The 19,246-nt window shown below is 68.2% G+C and carries 18 protein-coding genes; 6 read left to right on the top strand and 12 right to left on the bottom strand.

Annotated features, from left to right (window positions below):
* Positions 1-7: 7 nt before the first annotated feature.
* From ACGFI6_RS38375 to ACGFI6_RS38365, 3 genes are read right to left on the bottom strand one after another with little or no spacing between them, the layout of a single operon-like run.
* Positions 8-1,045 (bottom strand): PDZ domain-containing protein, encoded by a 1,038-nt coding sequence (locus ACGFI6_RS38375; protein ID WP_393127575.1) that lies wholly within the window; start codon positions 1,043-1,045, stop codon positions 8-10.
* The gene (locus ACGFI6_RS38370) at positions 1,042-1,314 is read right to left on the bottom strand and encodes a hypothetical protein (protein WP_393127574.1); all 273 of its coding nucleotides are present in this window, start codon (positions 1,312-1,314) and stop codon (positions 1,042-1,044) included. Before ACGFI6_RS38370 ends, ACGFI6_RS38375 begins: the two co-directional genes overlap by 4 nt.
* Before the next feature lie 30 nt (positions 1,315-1,344).
* A complete protein-coding gene (locus ACGFI6_RS38365) occupies positions 1,345-1,770 on the bottom strand; it encodes a molybdenum cofactor biosynthesis protein MoaE (RefSeq protein WP_393127573.1) in 426 nt (141 codons plus the stop codon).
* A 316-nt stretch (positions 1,771-2,086) separates the two neighbouring features.
* On the opposite strand from ACGFI6_RS38365, the gene ACGFI6_RS38360 reads away from it, so the two are divergent.
* Positions 2,087-3,406, top strand: a complete 1,320-nt coding sequence (locus ACGFI6_RS38360; RefSeq protein WP_393127572.1) for a zinc-dependent metalloprotease — start codon at positions 2,087-2,089, stop codon at positions 3,404-3,406.
* An 86-nt stretch (positions 3,407-3,492) separates the two neighbouring features.
* Entirely contained in the window at positions 3,493-4,047 is a 555-nt protein-coding gene (locus tag ACGFI6_RS38355) for an NUDIX hydrolase (protein WP_393127571.1), read from the top strand.
* Between the two features lie 293 nt (positions 4,048-4,340).
* Here ACGFI6_RS38355 and ACGFI6_RS38350 read toward each other — a convergent pair whose 3' ends face one another.
* Entirely contained in the window at positions 4,341-4,955 is a 615-nt protein-coding gene (locus tag ACGFI6_RS38350; protein WP_393127570.1) for a DUF2064 domain-containing protein, read from the bottom strand.
* On the bottom strand, positions 4,952-5,395 hold the full coding sequence (locus ACGFI6_RS38345; protein ID WP_393127569.1) for a winged helix-turn-helix transcriptional regulator: 444 nt from the start codon (positions 5,393-5,395) through the stop codon (positions 4,952-4,954). The genes ACGFI6_RS38350 and ACGFI6_RS38345 overlap by 4 nt, the downstream gene beginning before the upstream one ends.
* Positions 5,396-5,500: 105 nt before the next feature.
* Between ACGFI6_RS38345 and ACGFI6_RS38340 the strand changes: the two genes are divergently transcribed.
* Positions 5,501-6,442: an NADP-dependent oxidoreductase gene (locus tag ACGFI6_RS38340; RefSeq protein ID WP_393127568.1), complete on the top strand. Its 942-nt coding sequence runs from the start codon at positions 5,501-5,503 to the stop codon at positions 6,440-6,442.
* Positions 6,443-6,451: 9 nt separating this feature from the next.
* On the opposite strand, the gene ACGFI6_RS38335 is transcribed toward ACGFI6_RS38340, so the two are convergent.
* From ACGFI6_RS38335 to ACGFI6_RS38325, 3 genes are read right to left on the bottom strand one after another with little or no spacing between them, the layout of a single operon-like run.
* Complete coding sequence (locus ACGFI6_RS38335; RefSeq protein ID WP_393127567.1) at positions 6,452-8,218, bottom strand: helix-turn-helix domain-containing protein; 1,767 nt, start codon at positions 8,216-8,218, stop codon at positions 6,452-6,454.
* A gap of 4 nt (positions 8,219-8,222) precedes the next feature.
* Positions 8,223-9,530 carry an MFS transporter gene (locus tag ACGFI6_RS38330; protein WP_393127566.1) on the bottom strand — a complete coding sequence of 436 codons (1,308 nt, stop codon included), beginning with the start codon at positions 9,528-9,530 and terminating at the stop codon, positions 8,223-8,225.
* Between the two features lie 15 nt (positions 9,531-9,545).
* Positions 9,546-10,274 carry an SDR family NAD(P)-dependent oxidoreductase gene (locus ACGFI6_RS38325; protein ID WP_393127565.1) on the bottom strand — a complete coding sequence of 243 codons (729 nt, stop codon included), beginning with the start codon at positions 10,272-10,274 and terminating at the stop codon, positions 9,546-9,548.
* Between the two features lie 146 nt (positions 10,275-10,420).
* Here ACGFI6_RS38325 and ACGFI6_RS38320 point away from each other — a divergent pair, with 146 nt between their 5' ends.
* Positions 10,421-12,670 (top strand): FdhF/YdeP family oxidoreductase, encoded by a 2,250-nt coding sequence (locus tag ACGFI6_RS38320; protein ID WP_393127564.1) that lies wholly within the window; start codon positions 10,421-10,423, stop codon positions 12,668-12,670.
* Here ACGFI6_RS38320 and ACGFI6_RS38315 read toward each other — a convergent pair.
* On the bottom strand, positions 12,651-13,886 hold the full coding sequence (locus tag ACGFI6_RS38315) for an MFS transporter (RefSeq protein WP_393127563.1): 1,236 nt from the start codon (positions 13,884-13,886) through the stop codon (positions 12,651-12,653). The two genes, ACGFI6_RS38320 and ACGFI6_RS38315, sit on opposite strands and share 20 nt — an antisense overlap.
* Positions 13,887-13,952: 66 nt before the next feature.
* Between ACGFI6_RS38315 and ACGFI6_RS38310 the strand changes: the two genes are divergently transcribed.
* Positions 13,953-14,549 (top strand): CGNR zinc finger domain-containing protein, encoded by a 597-nt coding sequence (locus ACGFI6_RS38310; RefSeq protein ID WP_393127562.1) that lies wholly within the window; start codon positions 13,953-13,955, stop codon positions 14,547-14,549.
* 60 nt (positions 14,550-14,609) lie between these two features.
* Here the strand turns inward: ACGFI6_RS38310 and ACGFI6_RS38305 are convergent, their stop codons facing one another.
* The 3 genes from ACGFI6_RS38305 to ACGFI6_RS38295 form a co-directional block, all read right to left on the bottom strand.
* A complete protein-coding gene (locus tag ACGFI6_RS38305; RefSeq protein ID WP_393127561.1) occupies positions 14,610-15,116 on the bottom strand; it encodes a uridine kinase in 507 nt (168 codons plus the stop codon).
* A gap of 351 nt (positions 15,117-15,467) precedes the next feature.
* Positions 15,468-17,651: an MMPL family transporter gene (locus tag ACGFI6_RS38300; RefSeq protein WP_393127560.1), complete on the bottom strand. Its 2,184-nt coding sequence runs from the start codon at positions 17,649-17,651 to the stop codon at positions 15,468-15,470.
* Between the two features lie 200 nt (positions 17,652-17,851).
* Positions 17,852-18,388: a YgjP-like metallopeptidase domain-containing protein gene (locus ACGFI6_RS38295; RefSeq protein ID WP_393127559.1), complete on the bottom strand. Its 537-nt coding sequence runs from the start codon at positions 18,386-18,388 to the stop codon at positions 17,852-17,854.
* Between the two features lie 523 nt (positions 18,389-18,911).
* Between ACGFI6_RS38295 and ACGFI6_RS38290 the strand changes: the two genes are divergently transcribed.
* The gene (locus ACGFI6_RS38290) at positions 18,912-19,070 is read left to right on the top strand and encodes a DUF5679 domain-containing protein (RefSeq protein WP_012922897.1); all 159 of its coding nucleotides are present in this window, start codon (positions 18,912-18,914) and stop codon (positions 19,068-19,070) included.
* The last annotated feature ends 176 nt before the right edge of the window (positions 19,071-19,246 follow it).

Here is a 19,246-nt window from a genome sequence, read left to right as displayed (position 1 = left end):
AGGTGGCTCATTGGCTGCACGACGGCGCGTCTCCCTTACCGGCGGCGACTGCCTTCAGGGCGCTGATCGCGTCGGTCAACGTACTGATCTTCACCAGTTGGATTCCCTTGACGTCGGCGTGCAGTGCGGCCGCGCAGTTCGGCGCCGGGACCAGGAACACCGTGGCTCCGTCGTTCCTGGCGCCGGCGATCTTCTGCTGGATGCCGCCGATCGCGCCGACCTGGCCGAGCGCGTCGATCGTGCCCGTACCGGCGACGTGCTTCCCGTTCAGCAGGGGGCCCGGCGTCAGCTTGTCGTAGATGGCCAGCGCGAACGCGGTGCCCGCGCTCGGCCCGCCGATGTCCTGGCCCAGGTTCACCGTGACCTTGACCTGCGAGTCGACGCCGATCGTGATCCCGACCATCGGGCGGGTCTCCTCGCCGGGAGTCGCGGCGGTCTTCAGCTCGATGGTCTGCTCGCCGGTGCCGCGGCGGATCAGGAAGACGACGTTGTCGCCCACCTTGTGCCTGCGGACGAACTCGCCCACCTGCGGGACCTGCGTCACCGCGTGACCGTCGACCGCGAGCACGAGGTCACCGGCCTTGAGCTTCCCTTCGGCCGGCGACTTCTCGGCGACGGTCGACACCTTGGTGTGGAAGGGCACGTTCGCTGCCTGGAGCGCGGCGGCGACCGCGCTGTCCTGCGAGCCGGTCATCTCCGCGGTGTTCTGCTGCTCCACCTCGTCGACGCTCTGGCTCGGCGGATAGATGATGTCGCGCGGGAACAGGTCGTGGTGCGGGTCCAGCCAGTTCCGCATTGCCTGCGGCAGCGTCAACTGCCGGTCCGGCGAGGTGACCGACACCGTCGTCAGGTCGAGCTGACCGGAGGTCGGGAACGTCTCGTGGCCGGTGATCTCGATGACGGGCTTGTCCTTCGCCGCGCCGAGGGTGTTCTTGACCGGCCCGGGGCTGAACGAGACGAACGGCACCGGGAAGGCCGTCACCAGTCCCAGCGAGACGACAAGCACGACGATCGAGACGACCAGTGTGGCGGTACGACGTGTCACGAACCCTGCCCTGCGATCTTGGTGGAGCCGGAACCACGCTCCTCGGAGGCCGGCTGTTGATTACGACGACCGAGGCCGCGGCGACGTTCCGGAGTGGCCAGCGGACCGGGGGCCGCGAGTGCGTCGTTGAAGCGGCGGAACTCCTCCACCGAGGCGAAGGGGCCGCCGGACCGGCGCCGCTCGCGGCTGCGCCAGCCACGCCAGGCTGCCCAGCACATCGCGAGCAGCGTGGCAGCCAGCGGGAACGCCAGCCACGCCAAAACCTTCATCCGGCCACCTTCATGCGCCCAGCGTACGTGTCAGTGAGCGCCGACCCACTCGGTGCCACCGTCGCTGAAGTGCTGGTGTTTCCAAATCGGAACCTCGGCCTTGAGGTCGTCGATCAGCCGGCGACAGGCAGCGAAGGCGACGTCGCGGTGCGACGCGGCCACTGCGACGATCACCGCGGCGTCCCCGATCACCAGGTCCCCGATCCGGTGCACGGCGGCCAGAGCGGTCACTTCGGGGTCGTCGCAGACACGCTGCGCGACCTTCCGCAGGTGCTCCAACGCATCCGGGTGCGCCTCGTAGCTGAGTCGGTCGACAGGCTTGTCCTGGTCGTGGTTGCGCACAGTCCCGATGAAAAGCGCAGTTCCGCCCGCCGTCGGATCGGCGACCGCAGCCAGCACCTCGTCGCTCGACAGCGCGCCGTCGCGGATGTCCAGCAGTCTGATCGCGTCGCTCATCGGTTCCTCATTCCCGCAGGGTCCCCACGTTCACACCACACCATTCCATCCCCCGCTGCAGCTCCCGTTGGGACATTCTCCCCCGCGACCCTTGTTTCTCCGACATCACCTCCCCTTTCGCCTGGTACGGGCGCTGCGCTGCGTGGTTCGGCGTGCACCGGGAGGGACTGTTGCCCTCCTCACCTACTTGTCAGGGCCTCCTCCGCGCTCCGCCCGCGGCGAACAGGAGCGGTGTCGCGTTCACCGGGCGCGGAACTGGTGGAAGGAACCAGTACGTTTGGAGTAGTACGCCCCACCCGCACAGGAAGGTCCTCCGATGAGCGACGAACCGGACAACCCGTTCAAGGGAACGCCGTTCGAGGCCATGTTCCAGCAGTTCTCCGGTGCGGCCGGCACGGGCGGCACCCCGGACCTGAACGCGATCTTCGCCCAGGTCCAGCAGCTGCTGAGCGGTTCGGCCGACGGCAAGCCGGTGAACTGGGACCTGGCCAAGGACATTGCCCGCAAGACCGTCTCCACCGCCGGGGACCGGTCGATGACAGCGACCGACGGCGATCGGGTCGCAGACGCGGTCCGCCTCGCCGAGCACTGGCTGAACGACGCGACCACGCTGCCCGAGGTCTCCGCGACCTCGCAGGCCTGGAGCCGCGCGGAGTGGGTCGAGAACACGCTTCCGGTCTGGCAGACGATCGTCGACCCGGTGGCCGAGCACGTGGCCGGCGCGATGGGCAACGCGCTGCCCACAGAGGCCCAGCAGTTCGCCGGCCCGATGGCCGGGATGCTGCGGCAGCTGGGTGGATCGGTGTTCGGCGCCCAGGTCGGCCAGGGGCTCGGCGAGCTCGCCGGCGAGGTTGTGAGTTCGTCCGACATCGGCCTGCCGCTCGGCCCGACCGGTCAGGCGATTCTGCTGCCGGACAACGTCGCCAAGTTCGCTGAAGGCCTCGGGCTGTCCGACGAGGACGTCCGGTTGTACCTGGCGCTCCGTGAGGTCGCCCACCAGCGGCTGTACGCCGGTGTGCCGTGGCTCCGGCAGCACCTGCTCGCGGCGGTGGCCGACTACGCGGCCGGGATCGAGGTCGACAGCGGCAAGATCGAGCGCGCGATGGTGGACATCGACCCGCAGAACCCGGAAGCCATGCAGGAGGCGCTCGCCGGCGGTCTGTTCGAGCCCGAGGACTCCGAGCAGCAGAAGGCAGCTCTCGTCCGGCTCGAGACCACGCTCGCCCTGGTCGAAGGCTGGGTCGACGACGTCGTTCGCGAGGCCACGAAGGAGCGGATGCCGGCGGCCGTGCAGCTCTCCGAGACGGTTCGCCGCCGGCGTGCGGCTGGAGGGCCGGCCGAGCAGACGTTCGCGACCCTCGTCGGGTTGCAGTTGCGGCCGCGGCGGCTCCGGGACGCAGCCAACCTGTGGGCCGCCGTCCGCGACGCACGCGGCGTCGACGGTCGCGACAACCTCTGGTCGCATCCGGACCTGATGCCGAGCACCAGCGACCTCGACGACCCGATCGGATTCGCGCAGCACGCCGGTGAGCTGTCGAACATCGACATCAGCGACTTCCTCACCGACGAGACCCCCGAGTCCCCAAAGTCCGAGGACGACGAGCCAGGGAACAGCGGCGACACCCCCAGCAAGTAGCAACGGCAGGTGCCCGCCTGCTCATCGGCCGGGGGCAGCCTTGACCCGGGTGAGCGGGGTGGAGTGTGGGTGGGGAGACTGGTCGGGTGCTTCTTGCTGATGCGGTTGAGGTTCTGGAGAGCTGGCGGGCGCCGGATGTAGAGCAGGAGGAGCTGCGCCGGCACTACCTAAGGCATCTGGCCGAACACCCCGACGGCATGTGGCGGAGCTGTCGTCCGGAGCACGTCACCGCGAGCGCTCTGGTCGTCGACGCTCAAGGCCAGAACACCCTGCTGACTCTCCATAAGACAGTCGGCCGGTGGCTGCAGCTCGGCGGTCACTGCGAGCCCGGCGACACCACCCTGGGCGGCGCCGCGCTGCGCGAGGCAGCCGAGGAGTCCGGCCTACCCGACCTCGTCGTCGGCCGACGCCCCATCCGCCTGTCCCGCCACCAACTCCACGCGGGTGGTTGTGCAGGCGCGTACCACCTGGACGTTCAATACCTGGTCACTGCGACCACGGACACGCAGTACGTCATCAGCGACGAGTCCGATGACCTGCGCTGGTTCCCCCTGGATGCGCTCCCGCCCGACACCGACGCCTCAGTCCGCGCGCTGACAACCCAAGCGCGCCACCACATCCCGATCTCCACCGAGTCGTGAAATCCGGTTCGTGGGCAGATTTGTGGGCCGGCTCGTATTAGCCGGCCCACCTCCCCACGTCAGAGCCCTCCCCCAACCCCGGCCCTGCTCCCCCTCGTACTTCATCCCCGTAGTACTGCGTCCCCGACTGCGCTGCTCCCCCGTGCGGTCCCCGTCGTGGTGCGCCCGGGCCGCATCCCCCCGATGCGGTCGGGCTGTCGTCGGGTGCCGCCCCTGAACGGCATCGGCGATCGGCAGGTTCCCCGTACTTCCCGCCTGCATGGTGAACGACTGGACGCGAAGAAGGTGACGGGTCAGGAGTGACGAAGTAGGGATCTTGTCGCGTCCCAGCCTTCGAGGCCCGGATCCAGTCGCGCTAGGTCAGCGTTCGATCGCAGACGGTGCCATCCGGGCCCGATCGCCACGGCGTGCCGCCGGGGTTTGCGGTCTTCGAGAACGGACAGCGGGGTGTCGAACGTCGGCGCCAGTTCGGCGACCCAGTCCGCGACCGGTAGGCCGACCCCGATCGCGGCCAGCGAACCGTCCTCTGCCGGGGTGACCGCGATGTCTGCGTGGCTCAGAGCGCGGAACAGCTTGCCGATCAGCAACCCGGGCAGATCCGGTACATCGTGCGACACCGCGACGACCGCCGCGGCCGGGCCGGCGAGCTCCACTGTATGAAGGACCGGGCGGTCGGGATCGACGGCGTACGTCGGCGTGCCGGGCCAGGTCAGTGCGCTCATCTCGGCCACCGCGCGCTCGTCACCGGCGACGGCGACCGCTACGTCGACGCGATCCAACGCGGCGAGGACCTCGTACGTGTCCTCGGCCAGCGCCAGGCGCCACGCCTCCGGTTCCCGCCCCGGCGGAGCCCACGTCCCAGTGCCAGGTACGACGACAACCACCACGCGGCGGTCGGAAGCGCTCATGCCCGAGCACCTTCGCGCTGCCGGATTTCCTGAGCGGACGGGTTGCTCGGGTGGTCGTAGGTGGTGCGGGCGTTGTTCACCTCCGGCATGTGGGTGTCGGCCCACGACTTGATGGCGGCGATCAGTGGCATCAGGGTGCGGCCGAGTGGGGTCAGGTCGTAGTCGACGCGGACCGGGACGGATGCGGTGACGGTCCGGGTGAGGAGGCCGTCGCGTTCGAGTGAGCGCAGGGTCTGCGTGAGCATCTTCTGGCTGACGCCGGCGATCCGGCGGGACAGGTCGGAGTACCGCTGGGGACCGTCCGCGAGGGCCGTCACGACCAGCGTCACCCACTTGTCGCTGATGCGGTCGAGGAGCTGCCGCGCGGGGCAGGTCGCCAGGAAGGCGTCGTACTCGCGGGCTGCCTGTTCGCGGAGCTCTGCTGCGGTACGGGTCGGCATGGCTCTCCTCGTCGTACGGTACGCACTCCCGAGTGCGTACTTCCCAGGAGAGAGTAGTTCTCCGATGGTGGTGTCCTACCCCCAATCCACCAAGGAGAGAACGATATGCGCGCATGGGTGGCCCGCCGGCTCGACGGTCCGGGGGCGATCGAGTTGATCGAGACCGGTGTACCTGAGCCGGCCGCGGGTCAGGTACGGATCAAGGTCGGCGCGGCCGCGGTCAATCCGGTGGATCTCGCGGTGAGCAGCGGGATGCTCGTCAAGCTCGGCCTGACCGCACCGCGGCAGCAATTCGGCCTCGGCTGGGACGTAGCCGGCACGGTAGATGCAGTCGGCCCGGCAAATGCAGGTGCCGCGGTGATGCAGGCGAAGGTTGGCGATGCCGTCGTCGGCGTGGCGGATCTACTCGCTCAGACGCTCAAGACGCACTCCGACTACGTGATCCTGAACGCCGACGCGATCGCTCGAGCCCCCAAGGGCATCGAACCGAAGCAAGCCGCGACCTTCGGCCTCAACGGCCTCACCGCTCTCCAGGCCGTCAAGAAGATCCACGGCGAGACCGTGTTCGTGACAGGAGCCGCAGGCGGCGTCGGTGGCTACGCCGTCGAGCTGGCCAAGCACCTGGGCAAGACCGTCATCGCCAGCGCCGCCGCAGCTGACGAGGCTCTGGTACGACACCTGGGCGCCGATCACTTCGTAGACCGCAACGAAGACCTGTCGGCAGCCGTACGGCAGATCGCCCCCGCCGGTGTGGACGGGGTCGTCGATGCGGCGGTGGTCGGAATCGGCGCGCAGGAGGCCATGCGCACCGGCGGGTACCACGTGCACCTCCAAGGAGGCCCGAAGCCGCCGCAACTGCGCGGGATCACCGTGGAACAGCTCTTCATCCACGTCAACCACGCCGAACTGGACGAGCTCGCCCGCCTGGTGGAGCAGAACGTCATCTCGACCCGGGTCGCCGAGACCTACCACCTCAACGAGGCGCCACAGGCGTACAAGCGGCTGGCCGAGGGAGGTGTACGCGGCCGCCTGGTGCTGGTTATCTAGGGCAGAGCACTAGCCCAGCGCGGCGTAGAGCCGGAGCGCCACCTGTACGTCCAATGCGCGCTCCGGCGACTGCCAGCCGTCACCGAGCAGTGCGGTGATTCGGTCGAGTCGCTGCTGCACCGTGTTCGGGTGGATGTGCAACGAGGTGGCTGCACGCGTCGGGCTCTGGCCTGCGGCGAAGTACTCCTGCAGCGTGCCGATGAGGTCAGTACCGCGCTGGGCGTCGTAGTCGAGGACCTGCCCCAGTACGTGATGCACATGGGCGCGTACGTCGACGTCGGACGCTCCCACGAGGCCGGCGACTCCTAAGTCATCCGGAGTTCCGGACTCCCCGGTACGACCGAGACGCACCATGGTGGCAACCGTGCGGGACGCCTGCCGGTGCGCCTCGATCAGCGCGTCTCCCCAGGTCGCGGGACCGGTGACCGCGATGGTCACACCAGTGCGCTTCGCAAGCTCGGACAGGTCGCGGGCGACAGCCAGTGCGGTCGTACGAGCGAACAACAGCACCAGATCCCCGCCGTACGGACCGGACAGAACCAACCGGTCGTCCAGCGGTGCCGAGAGTCGAGCAAGGACACCGGCGTGGTCGCCGCGGCACACTGCGACGACCAGGCGATCGTGCCGGTGGTTCGGGACCAGCAACCGGAGTCGATCGGTCAGGGTACGCGGGTCGGCGCTTCCGCTGAGTACGTCGGCGAGCAGATCCGCCTGTGCACGTTGGGATTGCTCAGCAGCCTGGCGCCGGAACAGTAGTACCAGCGCGGTGACAACTGCGGCACGCTCCACGATCCGCTGGTCAGCGCCGGACAGGTCGTCCGCACCGCCGATCACCAACGCCCCGAGCCGTTCACCCTTCGCGGTCGCTGCCACCACCCAGCAATCACCGCGGCGAGTCAGGCGTCCAGACTCCGACTGCTGCCACGGCACCGACGCACGAGGAACAGTTCCGGCGGTCGCCAACTCGTTGCCGCTGGCATCGACCAGTACGACCCACACGTCGAGCAACTCGGCCAGGGCAGCGGCGATGGCGTCGACGTCCCCGCCGGACAAGACGATGTCAGCAAAACGATCATGTGCCGCGGCGGCATGCTCTACGCCCGCATGCGCCGCGGACAGCTGGTCCAGCGCTACAGCAGTCTCAGCCGTCGCACGGACCTGCACGATCGTCACGGCCGCCAGCGTGGCGAGTGAGCCGAGCAGCGAAACCTCATCGTGGGTGAACGGCCGTCTGGTGCGGTTGGACGCGAACAGTACGCCGACAAACGCACCGTCCACGATCAACGGCGTCCCACAGATGGCTACCAGAGCCTCTTCCCGTACGGCGTGGTCGATGGTGGTGGTGTGCTGGAAGCGCAGGTCCGCAGGGTAGTCGGCGGTCCAGTACGGCGTGTGGGTCTTCGCGACCAGACCACCGAGTCCCGCTCCGAGCGGCAACCGGAGCTGCTGGAACTCGGCGGACACCGACCCGTCCGTGGCACGCATGTACGTGTCCCCGCGCGCGCCGTCGTACAGGGTCAGGTAGGCCACATCCACGCCGATCAGGCTGCGCGCCCGGTGCACGATCGTGTCGAGCACGCTGCCCGGGTCCCGCGCGGAGGCGAGCTCCCGGGCGACGTCGACGAGCGCGGAGAGCTCGGCCTCCCGCTTCTTGCTGGCGTCGATGCCGGCCCGGATGCGCAGCGCGAGATCGCGTGCGACGGCATCCTCGCCCGCCGCCCGGGCCAGTTCGCTCCCCGACGCGTCCTCGGCCAGCAGCCGGAGCAGCTCCTCCATGGTCCTACAGCGTAGTGAGGTCCCGGCGATGCGTTTCGGAGTACGACGTGACGGCGACGATCGAGATGACCGCACACACCGCGACGTAGACGGCGATCGCGTAGCCGGAGTCGTACGCCTTGAGCAGTGCGACCGCAATGAACGGCGCCAGGCCGCCCGCGATGATCGAGGCGAGCTGGTACCCGACCGAGACGCCTGAGTACCGCACCCGCGTCCCGAACAACTCCGTGAAGAACGACGCCTGCGGTCCGTACATGGCACCGTGCAGCACCAGTCCGACCGTCACAGCCAGCGCAGCGAGCGCGAAGTTCTTTGTGTTCACCAGCGTGATGAACACGAAGCCCCACACGCCGACACCGACCGCACCGATCAGGTACACGGGCCGCCGGCCGATGCGGTCCGACAGCGCACCCCACAACGGAATGGCGAAGAAGTGGATCGCGGCGCCGATCAGTACTGCGTTCAGAGCGAAGGACTTGCCCATGCCCAGGTGTTCCTTCGCGTACGTCGCGATGACGATCGTGAAGATGTAGTAGCTGACGTTCTCAGCCATCCGCGCGCCCATTGCAGTCAGTACCTCACGCGGGTAACGGGTGAGCACCTCAAGCAGCGGCAGCTGGTCCGCCGGCTCCTCCTGCGTCCGAGAGTGCGCCTGCTGGAACACAGGTGACTCCTCGATCCGCAGGCGTACCCAGAGACCGACCAGCACGAGTACGGCCGACAGCAGGAACGGAATGCGCCAGCCCCACCGATTGAAGTCGGCGTCCGTCTGGAACGCAGCCAGCCCGGCCAGTACGCCGTTGGCGATCAGCTGGCCCGCCGGCGCACCAGCCTGCGGCCAGGACGCCCAGAAACCACGCCGTGCCGGGTCACCGTGCTCCGACACGATCAGGACCGCTCCACCCCACTCACCACCCAGGGCGAACCCCTGAATGAGGCGCAGTACGGTCAGCAGCACCGGGGCGAGCGCACCGACCTGTGCGTACGTCGGCAGCAGGCCGATCGCGAACGTGGCGAGCCCCATCATCAGCAGCGACAACACCAGCAGCTGCTTGCGTCCGAGCCGGTCACCGAAGTGCCCGAAGACCACGCCACCGATCGGACGCGCCAGGAAGCCGACTGCGAACGTGGCGAAGCTCAGGAGCGTACCGGTGAGCTGCTCGCCCTTCGGGAAGAACAGGTCGCCGAACACCACCGATGCGGCGACCCCGTACAGGAAGAAGTCGTACCACTCGACCGTCGTACCGACGAGACTCGCTCCGACCACCCGCACGATCGACGTACGAGTACGGGCCGGTTCTGTTGCTGTCATGGGCGGGCTCCTCAGTTAGTGGGCGGTCCAGCCGCCGTCTAGTACGAACGAGCTCCCCGTGATCGAGGCGGACGCTGGGCCGCACAGCAGGGCGACCAGTTCCGCCACTTCGGCCGGTTCGATCAGTCGCTTCACCGCGACCGGCTCGAGCAGGACCTTTTCCAGCACCTCGGACTCGGACAGACCGTGCGTCGCGGCCTGGTCCGCCAACTGCGCAGTGACGAGCGGTGTACGGACGTACGCCGGGTTCACGCAGTTGCTGGTCACCCCGTGCGCCGCACCCTCCAGGGCGACCACCTTGCTGAGTCCTTCGAGCCCGTGCTTCGCAGCGACGTACGCCGCCTTGAAGGGGCTCGCCCTGAGGCCGTGGACCGAGCTGATGTTCACCACGCGCCCCCAGCCGGCGCCGTACATGTACGGCAGCGTCTGCCGGATCAGCCGGAACGGCGCCTCGAGCATCAGCCGTAGGAGGTAGCTGAAGCGCTCCGGCGGGAACTGTTCGACCGGAGCGACCTGCTGTACGCCTGCGTTGTTCACCAGGATGTCCACGTCCACCGGGAGCTTCGGCAGGCGTTCCAGATCGGACAGGTCGGCTACAACCGTCTCCACGCCCTCCAGTGCGTCAAGGCCGGCGCTGTCGAGATCAACGGCCACCACGTGGACGCCGTCGGCAGCCAAACGCTGAGCGCAGGCGGCGCCGATACCGGACGCTGCACCGGTGACGAGGGCTCGACGGGTCTCCATGGCGGACGACTGTAGGAATCCCGGGCGCCGCACGGTATGGGATGCACCCACATATCCCCAGCACCGACGGTGGGACGACCCACCATTTATCCACAACGGCAGCTATCAAAGCAGCGCGTCTCGATAGACAGGTTTATTGTTGAATCATGGTCGACATCGAACCCCCGAAGAAGAAGGCTGCCGGCGTCCCCGCGGTGCTGTCGTCGTTCAAGTTCGGCCTGCGGGAGATGGGACCGGTGCGCAGCGGCCGCGCGTTCCTGAAGATGAACCAGGACCGCGGCTTCGACTGCCCGTCCTGTGCCTGGCCCGACCCGGAGCACAAGCACACCGCCGAATTCTGCGAGAACGGCGCGAAGGCGGTGGCCTGGGAGGCGACCCGCAAGCGCGTCCCGCGCGCGTTCTTCGCGCAGAACTCGGTCGACGACCTGAATCGGATCTCCGAGTTCGACCTCGGCAAGCTGGGCCGGATCACCGAGCCGATGCTGCTCCGTCCCGGCGCCACGCACTACGAGCCGGTCGGCTGGGACGAGGCGTTCCAGGTCGTCGCCCGGCACCTCAAGGCGCTCCCCGACCCGAACGACGCGGTCTTCTACACCTCCGGCCGGACGAGCAACGAGGCCGCGTTCCTCTATCAGCTGTTCGTCCGGGCGTACGGGACGAACAACCTCCCCGACTGCTCGAACATGTGCCATGAGTCCTCCGGTACGGCGCTGTCCCGGGTGATCGGCAGCGGCAAAGGCGCGGTCACGCTGAAGATGCTCGAGGAGTCCGAGCTGATCGTGATCGTCGGGCAGAACCCGGGCACCAACGCGCCGCGGATGCTCACCCATCTCGAGGTCGCAAAGCGCAACGGCGCCTCGATCGTCGGGGTGAACCCGCTGCCCGAGCCCGGCCTGATGACGTTCATGAACCCGCAGAAGCCGCGCGGCCTGATCGGGAAGGGCACGCAGCTCGCGGACCAGCACCTCGGGATCCGGATCGGCGGCGACCAGGCCCTGTTCCTTGCCCTCGGCCACCTTCTGATCGAGGCCGAGGCTGCGCATCCGGGCACCGTGCTGGACAAGGCGTTCATCGACTCGCACACCAGCGGCTTCGAGCTGTACTCCAAGCACAACACGGAGCTGGACTGGCCGGCCGTCGAGCAAGCCACCGGCCTGCGCCGCGCCGAGATCGAGGAGCTCGCGGAGCGCTTCATCAAGTCCAAGGCGACCGTCATCTGCTGGGCGATGGGGCTGACGCAGCACCGCGACGCGGTCGCGACGATCAGCGAGATCGTCAACGTCCTGCTGCTGCAGGGCAACATCGGCAAGCCGGGCGCCGGCCCCTGCCCGGTGCGCGGGCACTCGAACGTCCAGGGCGACCGCAGCATGGGGATCTGGGAGCAGATGCCCGACGCGTTCCTGGACAAGCTCGATCACGAGTTCGCGTTCACGTCACCGCGGGCGCACGGTGTCGACGCGGCCGCGACCGTCAAACGCCTGCGGGACGGCGACGTTCGGGTGTTCTTCGCGATGGGCGGCAACTTCGCGTCCGCCACGCCCGACACCGAGGTCGTGCATCGCGGGCTGCGGCAGTGCGAGCTGACCGTGCACGTCTCCACCAAGCTGAACCGTTCGCACACGATCACCGGCCGCGAGGCGCTGATCCTGCCGACGCTCGGGCGGACCGACCACGACCACACCGCGGCCGGCCCGCAGTCCGTGTCGGTCGAGGACTCACAAGGCGCCGTCCATCTGTCGAAGGGGAACCTCATCCCGCCGGCGCCGGAGCTCAAGTCCGAGATCGGGATCGTGTGCGGGCTGGCACAGGCAGTCGTACCGGATGTCGGGCAGATTCCGTGGGCGGACTTCGCCGACGACTACAGCCTGATCCGGCAGCGGATCGGGCGGGTCGCGGACGGCTACGAGAACTACGAGGATCGGCTGCGGGACGGCGACGGCGGGTTCCTGCTCGCCCATGCGGCGCGGGACAAGCGCGAGTTCAAGACGTCCGACGCGCGGGCGCAGTTCACCGCGAACGATCTCACCTGGCTGCCGACGGCACAGGGCCGGTTGCTGCTCCAGACGTTGCGCAGTCACGACCAGTTCAACACCACGATCTACGGCCTCGAAGACCGGTACCGCGGCGTCCACGGGACCCGGGAGGTCGTCTTCGTGCATCCGGACGACCTGGCGGAACTGGGGTTGAAGGACGGTCAGTACGTCGACATTGTCAGCGAATTCCGTGGTGTCGAGCGGCGGGCGGCGCACTTCCGGATCGTTGCGTACCCGACGGCTCGTGGGTGCGTTGCGGCGTACTACCCGGAGACCAACGTGCTGATGTCGGCCGATGACCTGGCAAAGGGCAGCAACACGCCGGTCGCGAAGGGCATCACGGTCAGGCTAGACGCTTCCTGAACCACGGCTGGAGTGCTGCGAGTACGGCGGCCACTGCGGCGCTGGTGAGCCAGAGGCCTTTGGGTCCCGAGGTTTCGAGCAGTTGGGTGACGGTGAGTGGGGCGATCGTGGTTGCGACGCCCCAACTGAGGCCGAAGATCGCGAGGTAGCGGCCGCGGGCCTCGTCGGGTGCCAGTCCGGACGCCTGCGTCAGGTAGCGGGTCAGCAGGAACAGGTCGCCGAGGCTCCACAGAACCGCGGCGGCCACGAAGAGCAGCAGGGTGTGGGCGAATGCGCTGATCAGGAGGCCGAGGGCGAGGAGTACGTACCCGATCGCGATCGAGCGGAAGTCGTCGAGGTTCTGCACACGGAGCAGGCGCTGGGCGACGATCAGGGTGACTGCGGAGATGGCGAGGATGATGCCGGTGCCGGACGTCGACAGTCCTTGTTCGAGGAGTGTGAGCGGCAGACCGATGATCAGCTGCATGTAGATCGTGGCGAAGATCGTGCCGCTCGCCAGCAACAGCAACAACCGCCCATCACGCCAAGCCGACACCTCCCGCCGTACGTCAGCGGTTACATCACACCGTACGCCTGTGGGCACGTCGCGCTGTGCGTCGGCGTAGGCGATGCGGCGTTCCGCGGAGGGCGCTGGCCGGCGTACGTCGGCTGGTAGCGCTATAGCGATCAGGGTGGCGCAGGACAGGCAGGTGATGGCGTCGGCGGCGAAGAGCCAGCGGAGGTCCCAGTGGCTGATCGCGGCGGCCAGCAAGCCTGCGAGTACGCCGGCTGCAGCGAGCGCCGCGCTGTACAGCCCGTACGCAGCCGGACGGTCCTCAGGCTTTGTGACGTCGGCGATCATCGCCTGACTCGGTGGCTCGTAGATCTCGAACGCGAGCCCGAGCAGCACCGTCGCGAGCACCGCCGACCAGAGCGTGTGACTCAACGCGATCCACAACTGCGCGACCGCACACCCGACCAGCCCGAGCACGATCGTCCGCCGCCGCCCGAGCCGATCCGCCAGTTGACCACCGAGCAACCGCGACGGGATCGTCGCCGCACCGAAGATCGCGAGAATCAGCCCGGTCTCGCTCAGCGACGCCTTGAACTCGACCGTCAGCACCACCCCGAGGAACGGCAGCGTGAACGCACCGATCTTGTTGACCGCCCGCGCGACCACCAGGATCCAGACGGCCCGGGAGTATCCACGCACCGTCGGTGCGGCAACTGCGTTCATCTCAACCCCATGACTGTCTAAGTGGCTATGATCGGTCACGCAAGCCTGAGCCTACGGAGGGATCGCATGACCGGTCAAGTGTCTTTTGATAGTCATGCCCGGAGCGTGCTGGCCGCCGCGGTCGAGTACGTGAACCGGCTGACGCCCGGCTACTCGGGCGGCACGCCGTACGCCGCGCCCGCTGACGAACCTGCCGCAGTCACCGCCGCGGTAGCCGACGCACTGACCGCCATCGGCTACCCGCCGCAGTCACTGCCGCCGGTCGACGACTCCAGGCGGCTGGTCCGGCTCGCGCAACGCATGCGGATCGTCTTCGAAGCCGCCAGCTCCGGAGACCTGGACGCGGCCGCCACCGAGATCAACACGTTGCTGCTCGACACGAACGCGCGCCCACAGCTCGACCGCGGCAAGGACCGTCCGTGGAGCCTGCACTTCCACGGCCCCGACGAACAACTGGCCAACGGCTGGGCCGCCGGCTGCGCCGCAGGCCTCGCCCTCGCGGTAGGCAGCGACCTCGCCGGCCGCCTAGGCGTCTGCGCCGCCCCGCACTGCGACCGAGTCTTCGTAGACACCTCGAAGAACGGCCAGCGCCGCTTCCACTCCCCCCAGTGCCAAAGCCGAGTAAAAGCCGCCGCCCACCGAGCCCGCCAGCAACAGACCTGAACCGCTGGCGGGTTGTTTCACCACTGGCCTGCTGCAACGGGCCAGCGATCAAACAACCCGCTAGCGGCGAGTGATGAGCGGGTGCGCCGGGTCCTCGTTGTTGAGGAGGATCTGGGCTCGGGTGGCGGGGGCTATCTGGGTGATGTAGAGCTGTTCGCCGGGGATGTAGCGGGTGCGGTAGCGGTGGGCGGCTGCCTCCGGTGAGTCCATCCAGGCTGCGTCGCGTACGGTGCCGCGGCTGAGGACGGTCTCGAAGCTCACGTCGACGTAGATGCGCAGATCCCAGTACTCGTCGAGCTCCGGTCGCTGCAGAAACGCCCCATCCGCAATCAACACCGCATCCGGTGCCGCAGTCTGCACGTCCAGTTCCAGTGCGTCGAGAGCAGAGGCGCTCCGTACGCCTGCTGTGTAACGCCTGTCGCCACCCGGCCCGAGCGGCGCGAGCAACCGCCCGCGGATCGCGTCGTAGTCGTACATCTCGTAGTAGTAGCTTTCCGGCGACTCGATCGGATACGCCGTCCGCAGCTCTGGCGCCTGCTTGAAGTAGTCGAGCCCCGCCCGAATCACCTCACGCCCACCTCGCCGCCGAACCACCGCAGCCAACTCATCCGCCAACGTCGTCTTCCCAGCCGCCGAACACCCATCAACCCCCACCCGCACCGGATGCCCCCGCTCAACCTCCAGCACAACGTCAGCTATTTCGCCCAGCACCTGATCACGCGTCCCACCGCCCATCTCCGGAACATTTTCGTCACCCACTGCAGAAAATGTTCCGGAAACCTCGCCGCCTCGCCGCCCACCAGTCCGCTCAGCCATAGCAGCTATCGTCCAGCACCCCAGACCCCTTGTCCGAATGGTTTTCGGAGCGCCTCGCGAACACAACAGCGGCCCACCCGGGGAGGGCGGGCCGCTGCAGTGTCAGCCGACTGGCGTTAGTTCGCGGTTTTGGTCGGGGGTGGTTGTCGAGTGTTTGGCGGGCTTGGGGCGGAGCCAGCGAGGGGCCCACCAGTTGGCGTCGCCGAGGAGGGTCATGATGCTGGGGAGGACCACGGCGCGGATGATCGTTGCGTCGATCAGGATTGCTACCGCGAGGCCGACGCCCAGCTGCTTCATGTCGAGGGTGCTCAGGGTGGCGAAGACCGCGAAGACGCCGATCATGACGGCGGCGGCGCTGGTGACGACGCCGGCTGAGCCGGTGATGCCTTCGGCGACAGCCTGACGGGTCGGTACGCCGCGCAGTACGGCCTCGCGAATCCGGCTGACGACGAAGACGTGGTAGTCCATCGACAGACCGAAGAGCACCACGAAGAGGAACAGTGGCAGCCAACTGACCACGGCACCGTTCGAGCGGAAGTTCAGCAGGCCTTCCGCCCAGGTGTTCTGGAAGACCGCGGTGACGACGCCGTACGCAGCGCCGGCGCTCAGCAGGTTCAGACCGATGGCGGTCACAGCGACCACCACCGAGCGGAACGTCGCCATCATCACGATCATTGTCAGCAGCAGTACGAACCCGATCACCAGCGGCAGCTTGTCACGAGTGTGCGCGGCGTAGTCGACGTCCGCGGCCACGAACCCACCGACCGCGTACTCGACGCCTGGCACCTTGCCGACTGTCTCCGGCATCAAATCCTTGCGCAGCTTCGCCAAGGAGTCCCGTGCTTCCTGGCTGCCGCCTTCGTATGGCGTGGCGACCTCGAGCGTCGCGACCGTACCGTCCTTGGAGAAGCGCGGCTCCTCGAGACCGTCGGACGCGAACAGCTTGTCGCCCTTCGTCTTCTCCTGAAGCTCAGCCAGCGCGGCCTTGACCGCGGGCAGCTCGTTCGCCGGTGCTCGTACGGCGACCTCGTGGCTCGTGCCCGTACTGGGGAAGGCTGCCGTCAACCGGTCGTACGCCTTCATCACCGATGTGGTCCGCGGCAGGTCCTCGGTCCCCGGGAACTTCAGCGTCATCCCCAGCGCCGGCGACGCGACCGCGAGCAACGCGGTGACGGCAACGAGCAGGGTGGCGATGGGATGCTTCAGCGCCGGCTTCAGCACGGTGGGCCAGAAGCGCGGCTTGCCCTTGCCGGCGGTCAGCCGCCACACGAGCGGGATCCGCGGGCGGTCCACCCAGCGACCGAGTTTCGCCAGTACGGCGGGGAGCACGGTCAGCGAACCAACGACGGCTACTGCGACGACCAGGATCGATCCGACCGCGAAGGACGAGAACACCGCGTCCCGGGCGAGGAACAGACCGGCCATCGAGATGATCACGGCCGTACCGGAGACGACGACCGCGTGACCGGAGGTCGCCGCGGCGATCTCGACCGCGTCGACGTGGCTGCGTCCGCGGGCGCGTTCCTCACGTTCACGGCGGAGGTAGAAGAGCGAATAGTCCACGCCGACCGCCATGCCGATCAGCAGGATCACGCTGTTGACGGCGTCGACCGCCGGCACCAACTGCGACGCGGCGGCCGATAAGCCGATCGCGGCTGCAACCGCGGACAGCGCCAGCAGCAGCGGCACCGATGCGGCGATCAGAGCACCGAACGCGATCAGCAGGATCGCCAGGGTCACCGGCAGGCTGAACATCTCCGCCCGCTTGAAGTCCTTGCCCAGCGTCTCGTTGAGGGCCTTGTCGATCGAGAGTCCACCGACCTCCTCGATGCGGAGATCCGGGTACTGCTTCTGGACCTTGGCAGTGGCGTCGAGCAGCGGTTGGACCCGGTTGTCGCCGTCACCGTCCTTCAACGTCACTCTGACGATGACCGCGTCCTTTTTCGGCGAGGGCATCGGCTGGGCGACCTCCGCGACCCCACCGAGGGCGCGCATCTGCTGGATCACCGAGCCGGCCGCCTTCGTCGCGGCCGCCTGGTCGAGCTGCCCGGACGGCGCCGTGATCAGCACGCTCTCCACGTCCGGATCGTCGAAGTTGCCGGACTTGACGATGTTGTCCGCCCGGGTCACCTCGCCGATGTCGCCCTCGTTCTTCGACTCCTTGGTCCCCGTCACCGAGCCGAGCGCGAAACAGGCGATCACCACGACAACCCACATCGCGATCGCCCGCCACGGATGGGTGGCGCTCCAGCGCGCCGCCCGGACCGTGATCTGTCCCCTGGCCATACGTTCCCTGCCCCTCTGCGCACCCACCGGCGCCCCACCCAGCGCTCCCTGGCGTGGCGCTGGCTACGCACAGAAGCCTGGCTGCCGGACACCACCCGCGACCATGCAGGAAGCCCCCGAGTCCCCCCTGGCGAAAACCCCACCCCACCCTTTCCCGTACGCCCTACGCACCCCGGCCCGCACGGCGCGGGACGGGCTCGTCAGAAGTCGTCGAGGGTTAGGGAGGCGGCGGCTGAGATGCCTTCCAGGTAGCCCTCGGCGCGTTCGGATTTGGGGTAGCGGTGGACCAGGTCCCAGAAGGTGGCGTTGTGGGTCGGCTCGATCAGATGGGCCAGCTCGTGGACCAGGACGTAGTCGACGACCCAGGCCGGCATCGACTGGAGCCGGGTCGACAGCCGGATCGAGCGGTCCGCGGGGGTGCAGGAGCCCCACCGTCTGTTTTGGTTCGAAACCCACCTCACGGACGCAGGTTCGGGCACTTCGGGGAGGTGGCGACACGCGAGTTCGTGTGCTCTGGCCAACAATTTTTCGTCCGACACGCGCGACCGGCTGCGCTGCTTCTCGAGCCGCGCCAGCATGGTCTCGACCCAGCGCGCCTCCTCGGCGGCGGACAGCCGGTCGGGCATCAGCACGACCACCCGCTCACCGTCGCGGTACGCGCTGACCGTGCGCTTGCGGCGCTTGCTGCGCCGGATGTCCACGTACGGCGGGATCGGGCGCGGTGGGGAGTCGGCCATGGCTCAAAAATGTACCCCCCGAATCCGACAACTTTCTTCTGCGCACACCCTGTGGATCGGCGTTTCCGCAGGTCAGACGCCAGATCTTGAACCCTGCGACGACCGTTGTTCACACCCTGTTCCCCCACTCGCCCACAGCACCCGGCGGCGTGTCCCACAGGTTGCACACAGAGTTATCCACAGGCGTGGACAACGTGGGGTTGCCTGTCCGGCCGTCGTCTCCTAGCGTCGTCGGCAACAGGCTCCCGGACCGCTTCCGGGGCCGCCCGGAGGGGAAGCCGAGCGGTTCCGAAAGCGGATCACCGGGAGCCTGTTCTTCGTCGTCGAAAGTTTCGGTAAGGGCTTTCCTCGGGGGAATCGGGCGGCACGCGGACCGGGAGGTGCGCTTGAGCCTGCGCCAGGAGGCCGTAGGGTGAATCCCGACTGGGCCGAACGGCCTACGGCAGGACGGTCTGCCGTTAGCATCCAACGACTGCCCGGGGCGAGACCCCGGGCTGGAATTCAGAGCAAGGAGAGGGCCCTCATGGCAGAGACCTGGAGCGGCGAGTTTTACTGCGTCAAGTGCAAGGCCAAGCGCACCGCCGACGGCGAGGTCAAGGTCAACGACAAGGGCACGCGCATGGCGAAGGCCAAGTGCCCCGAGTGCGGTACGAACCTGAACCGGATCCTCGGCAAGGCCTGACGCACCAAGCACCAAGTCGTAGGGGCGGGGGGGGGGGGGGGGGGGGGGGGGGGGGCCCCCCCCCGGCGGGGGGGCGGGGGGGGGGGGCGGGGCGGGGCGGGGGGGGGGGGGGGGGCCCCAAAGCCCCCCCCCCCCCGCCCCCCCGGGCGGCCCCCGCGGCGCGCTGAAACGCCCTT

It is taken from the genome of Kribbella sp. NPDC048928, assembly GCF_043197975.1.
Classification (GTDB): Bacteria; Actinomycetota; Actinomycetes; order Propionibacteriales; family Kribbellaceae; genus Kribbella.
The sequence above is the reverse complement of the archived record's forward strand: the minus strand, read 5'-3'. Positions and strand labels throughout refer to the sequence as shown.

Bases quoted from the DNA above. Each gene is read 5' to 3' on its own strand.
- ACGFI6_RS38315 (WP_393127563.1), bottom strand. From the start codon at position 13,886: ATGAACGCAGTTGCCGCACCGACGGTGCGTGGATACTCCCGGGCCGTC.
- ACGFI6_RS38350 (WP_393127570.1), bottom strand. From the start codon at position 4,955: ATGAGCGCTTCCGACCGCCGCGTGGTGGTTGTCGTCGTACCTGGCACT.
- ACGFI6_RS38300 (WP_393127560.1), bottom strand. From the start codon at position 17,651: ATGGCCAGGGGACAGATCACGGTCCGGGCGGCGCGCTGGAGCGCCACC.
- ACGFI6_RS38320 (WP_393127564.1), top strand. From the start codon at position 10,421: ATGGTCGACATCGAACCCCCGAAGAAGAAGGCTGCCGGCGTCCCCGCG.
- ACGFI6_RS38345 (WP_393127569.1), bottom strand. From the start codon at position 5,395: ATGCCGACCCGTACCGCAGCAGAGCTCCGCGAACAGGCAGCCCGCGAG.
- ACGFI6_RS38370 (WP_393127574.1), bottom strand. From the start codon at position 1,314: ATGAAGGTTTTGGCGTGGCTGGCGTTCCCGCTGGCTGCCACGCTGCTC.
- ACGFI6_RS38290 (WP_012922897.1), top strand. From the start codon at position 18,912: ATGGCAGAGACCTGGAGCGGCGAGTTTTACTGCGTCAAGTGCAAGGCC.
- ACGFI6_RS38295 (WP_393127559.1), bottom strand. From the start codon at position 18,388: ATGGCCGACTCCCCACCGCGCCCGATCCCGCCGTACGTGGACATCCGG.
- ACGFI6_RS38325 (WP_393127565.1), bottom strand. From the start codon at position 10,274: ATGGAGACCCGTCGAGCCCTCGTCACCGGTGCAGCGTCCGGTATCGGC.
- ACGFI6_RS38340 (WP_393127568.1), top strand. From the start codon at position 5,501: ATGCGCGCATGGGTGGCCCGCCGGCTCGACGGTCCGGGGGCGATCGAG.
- ACGFI6_RS38310 (WP_393127562.1), top strand. From the start codon at position 13,953: ATGACCGGTCAAGTGTCTTTTGATAGTCATGCCCGGAGCGTGCTGGCC.
- ACGFI6_RS38335 (WP_393127567.1), bottom strand. From the start codon at position 8,218: ATGGAGGAGCTGCTCCGGCTGCTGGCCGAGGACGCGTCGGGGAGCGAA.
- ACGFI6_RS38330 (WP_393127566.1), bottom strand. From the start codon at position 9,530: ATGACAGCAACAGAACCGGCCCGTACTCGTACGTCGATCGTGCGGGTG.
- ACGFI6_RS38360 (WP_393127572.1), top strand. From the start codon at position 2,087: ATGAGCGACGAACCGGACAACCCGTTCAAGGGAACGCCGTTCGAGGCC.
- ACGFI6_RS38365 (WP_393127573.1), bottom strand. From the start codon at position 1,770: ATGAGCGACGCGATCAGACTGCTGGACATCCGCGACGGCGCGCTGTCG.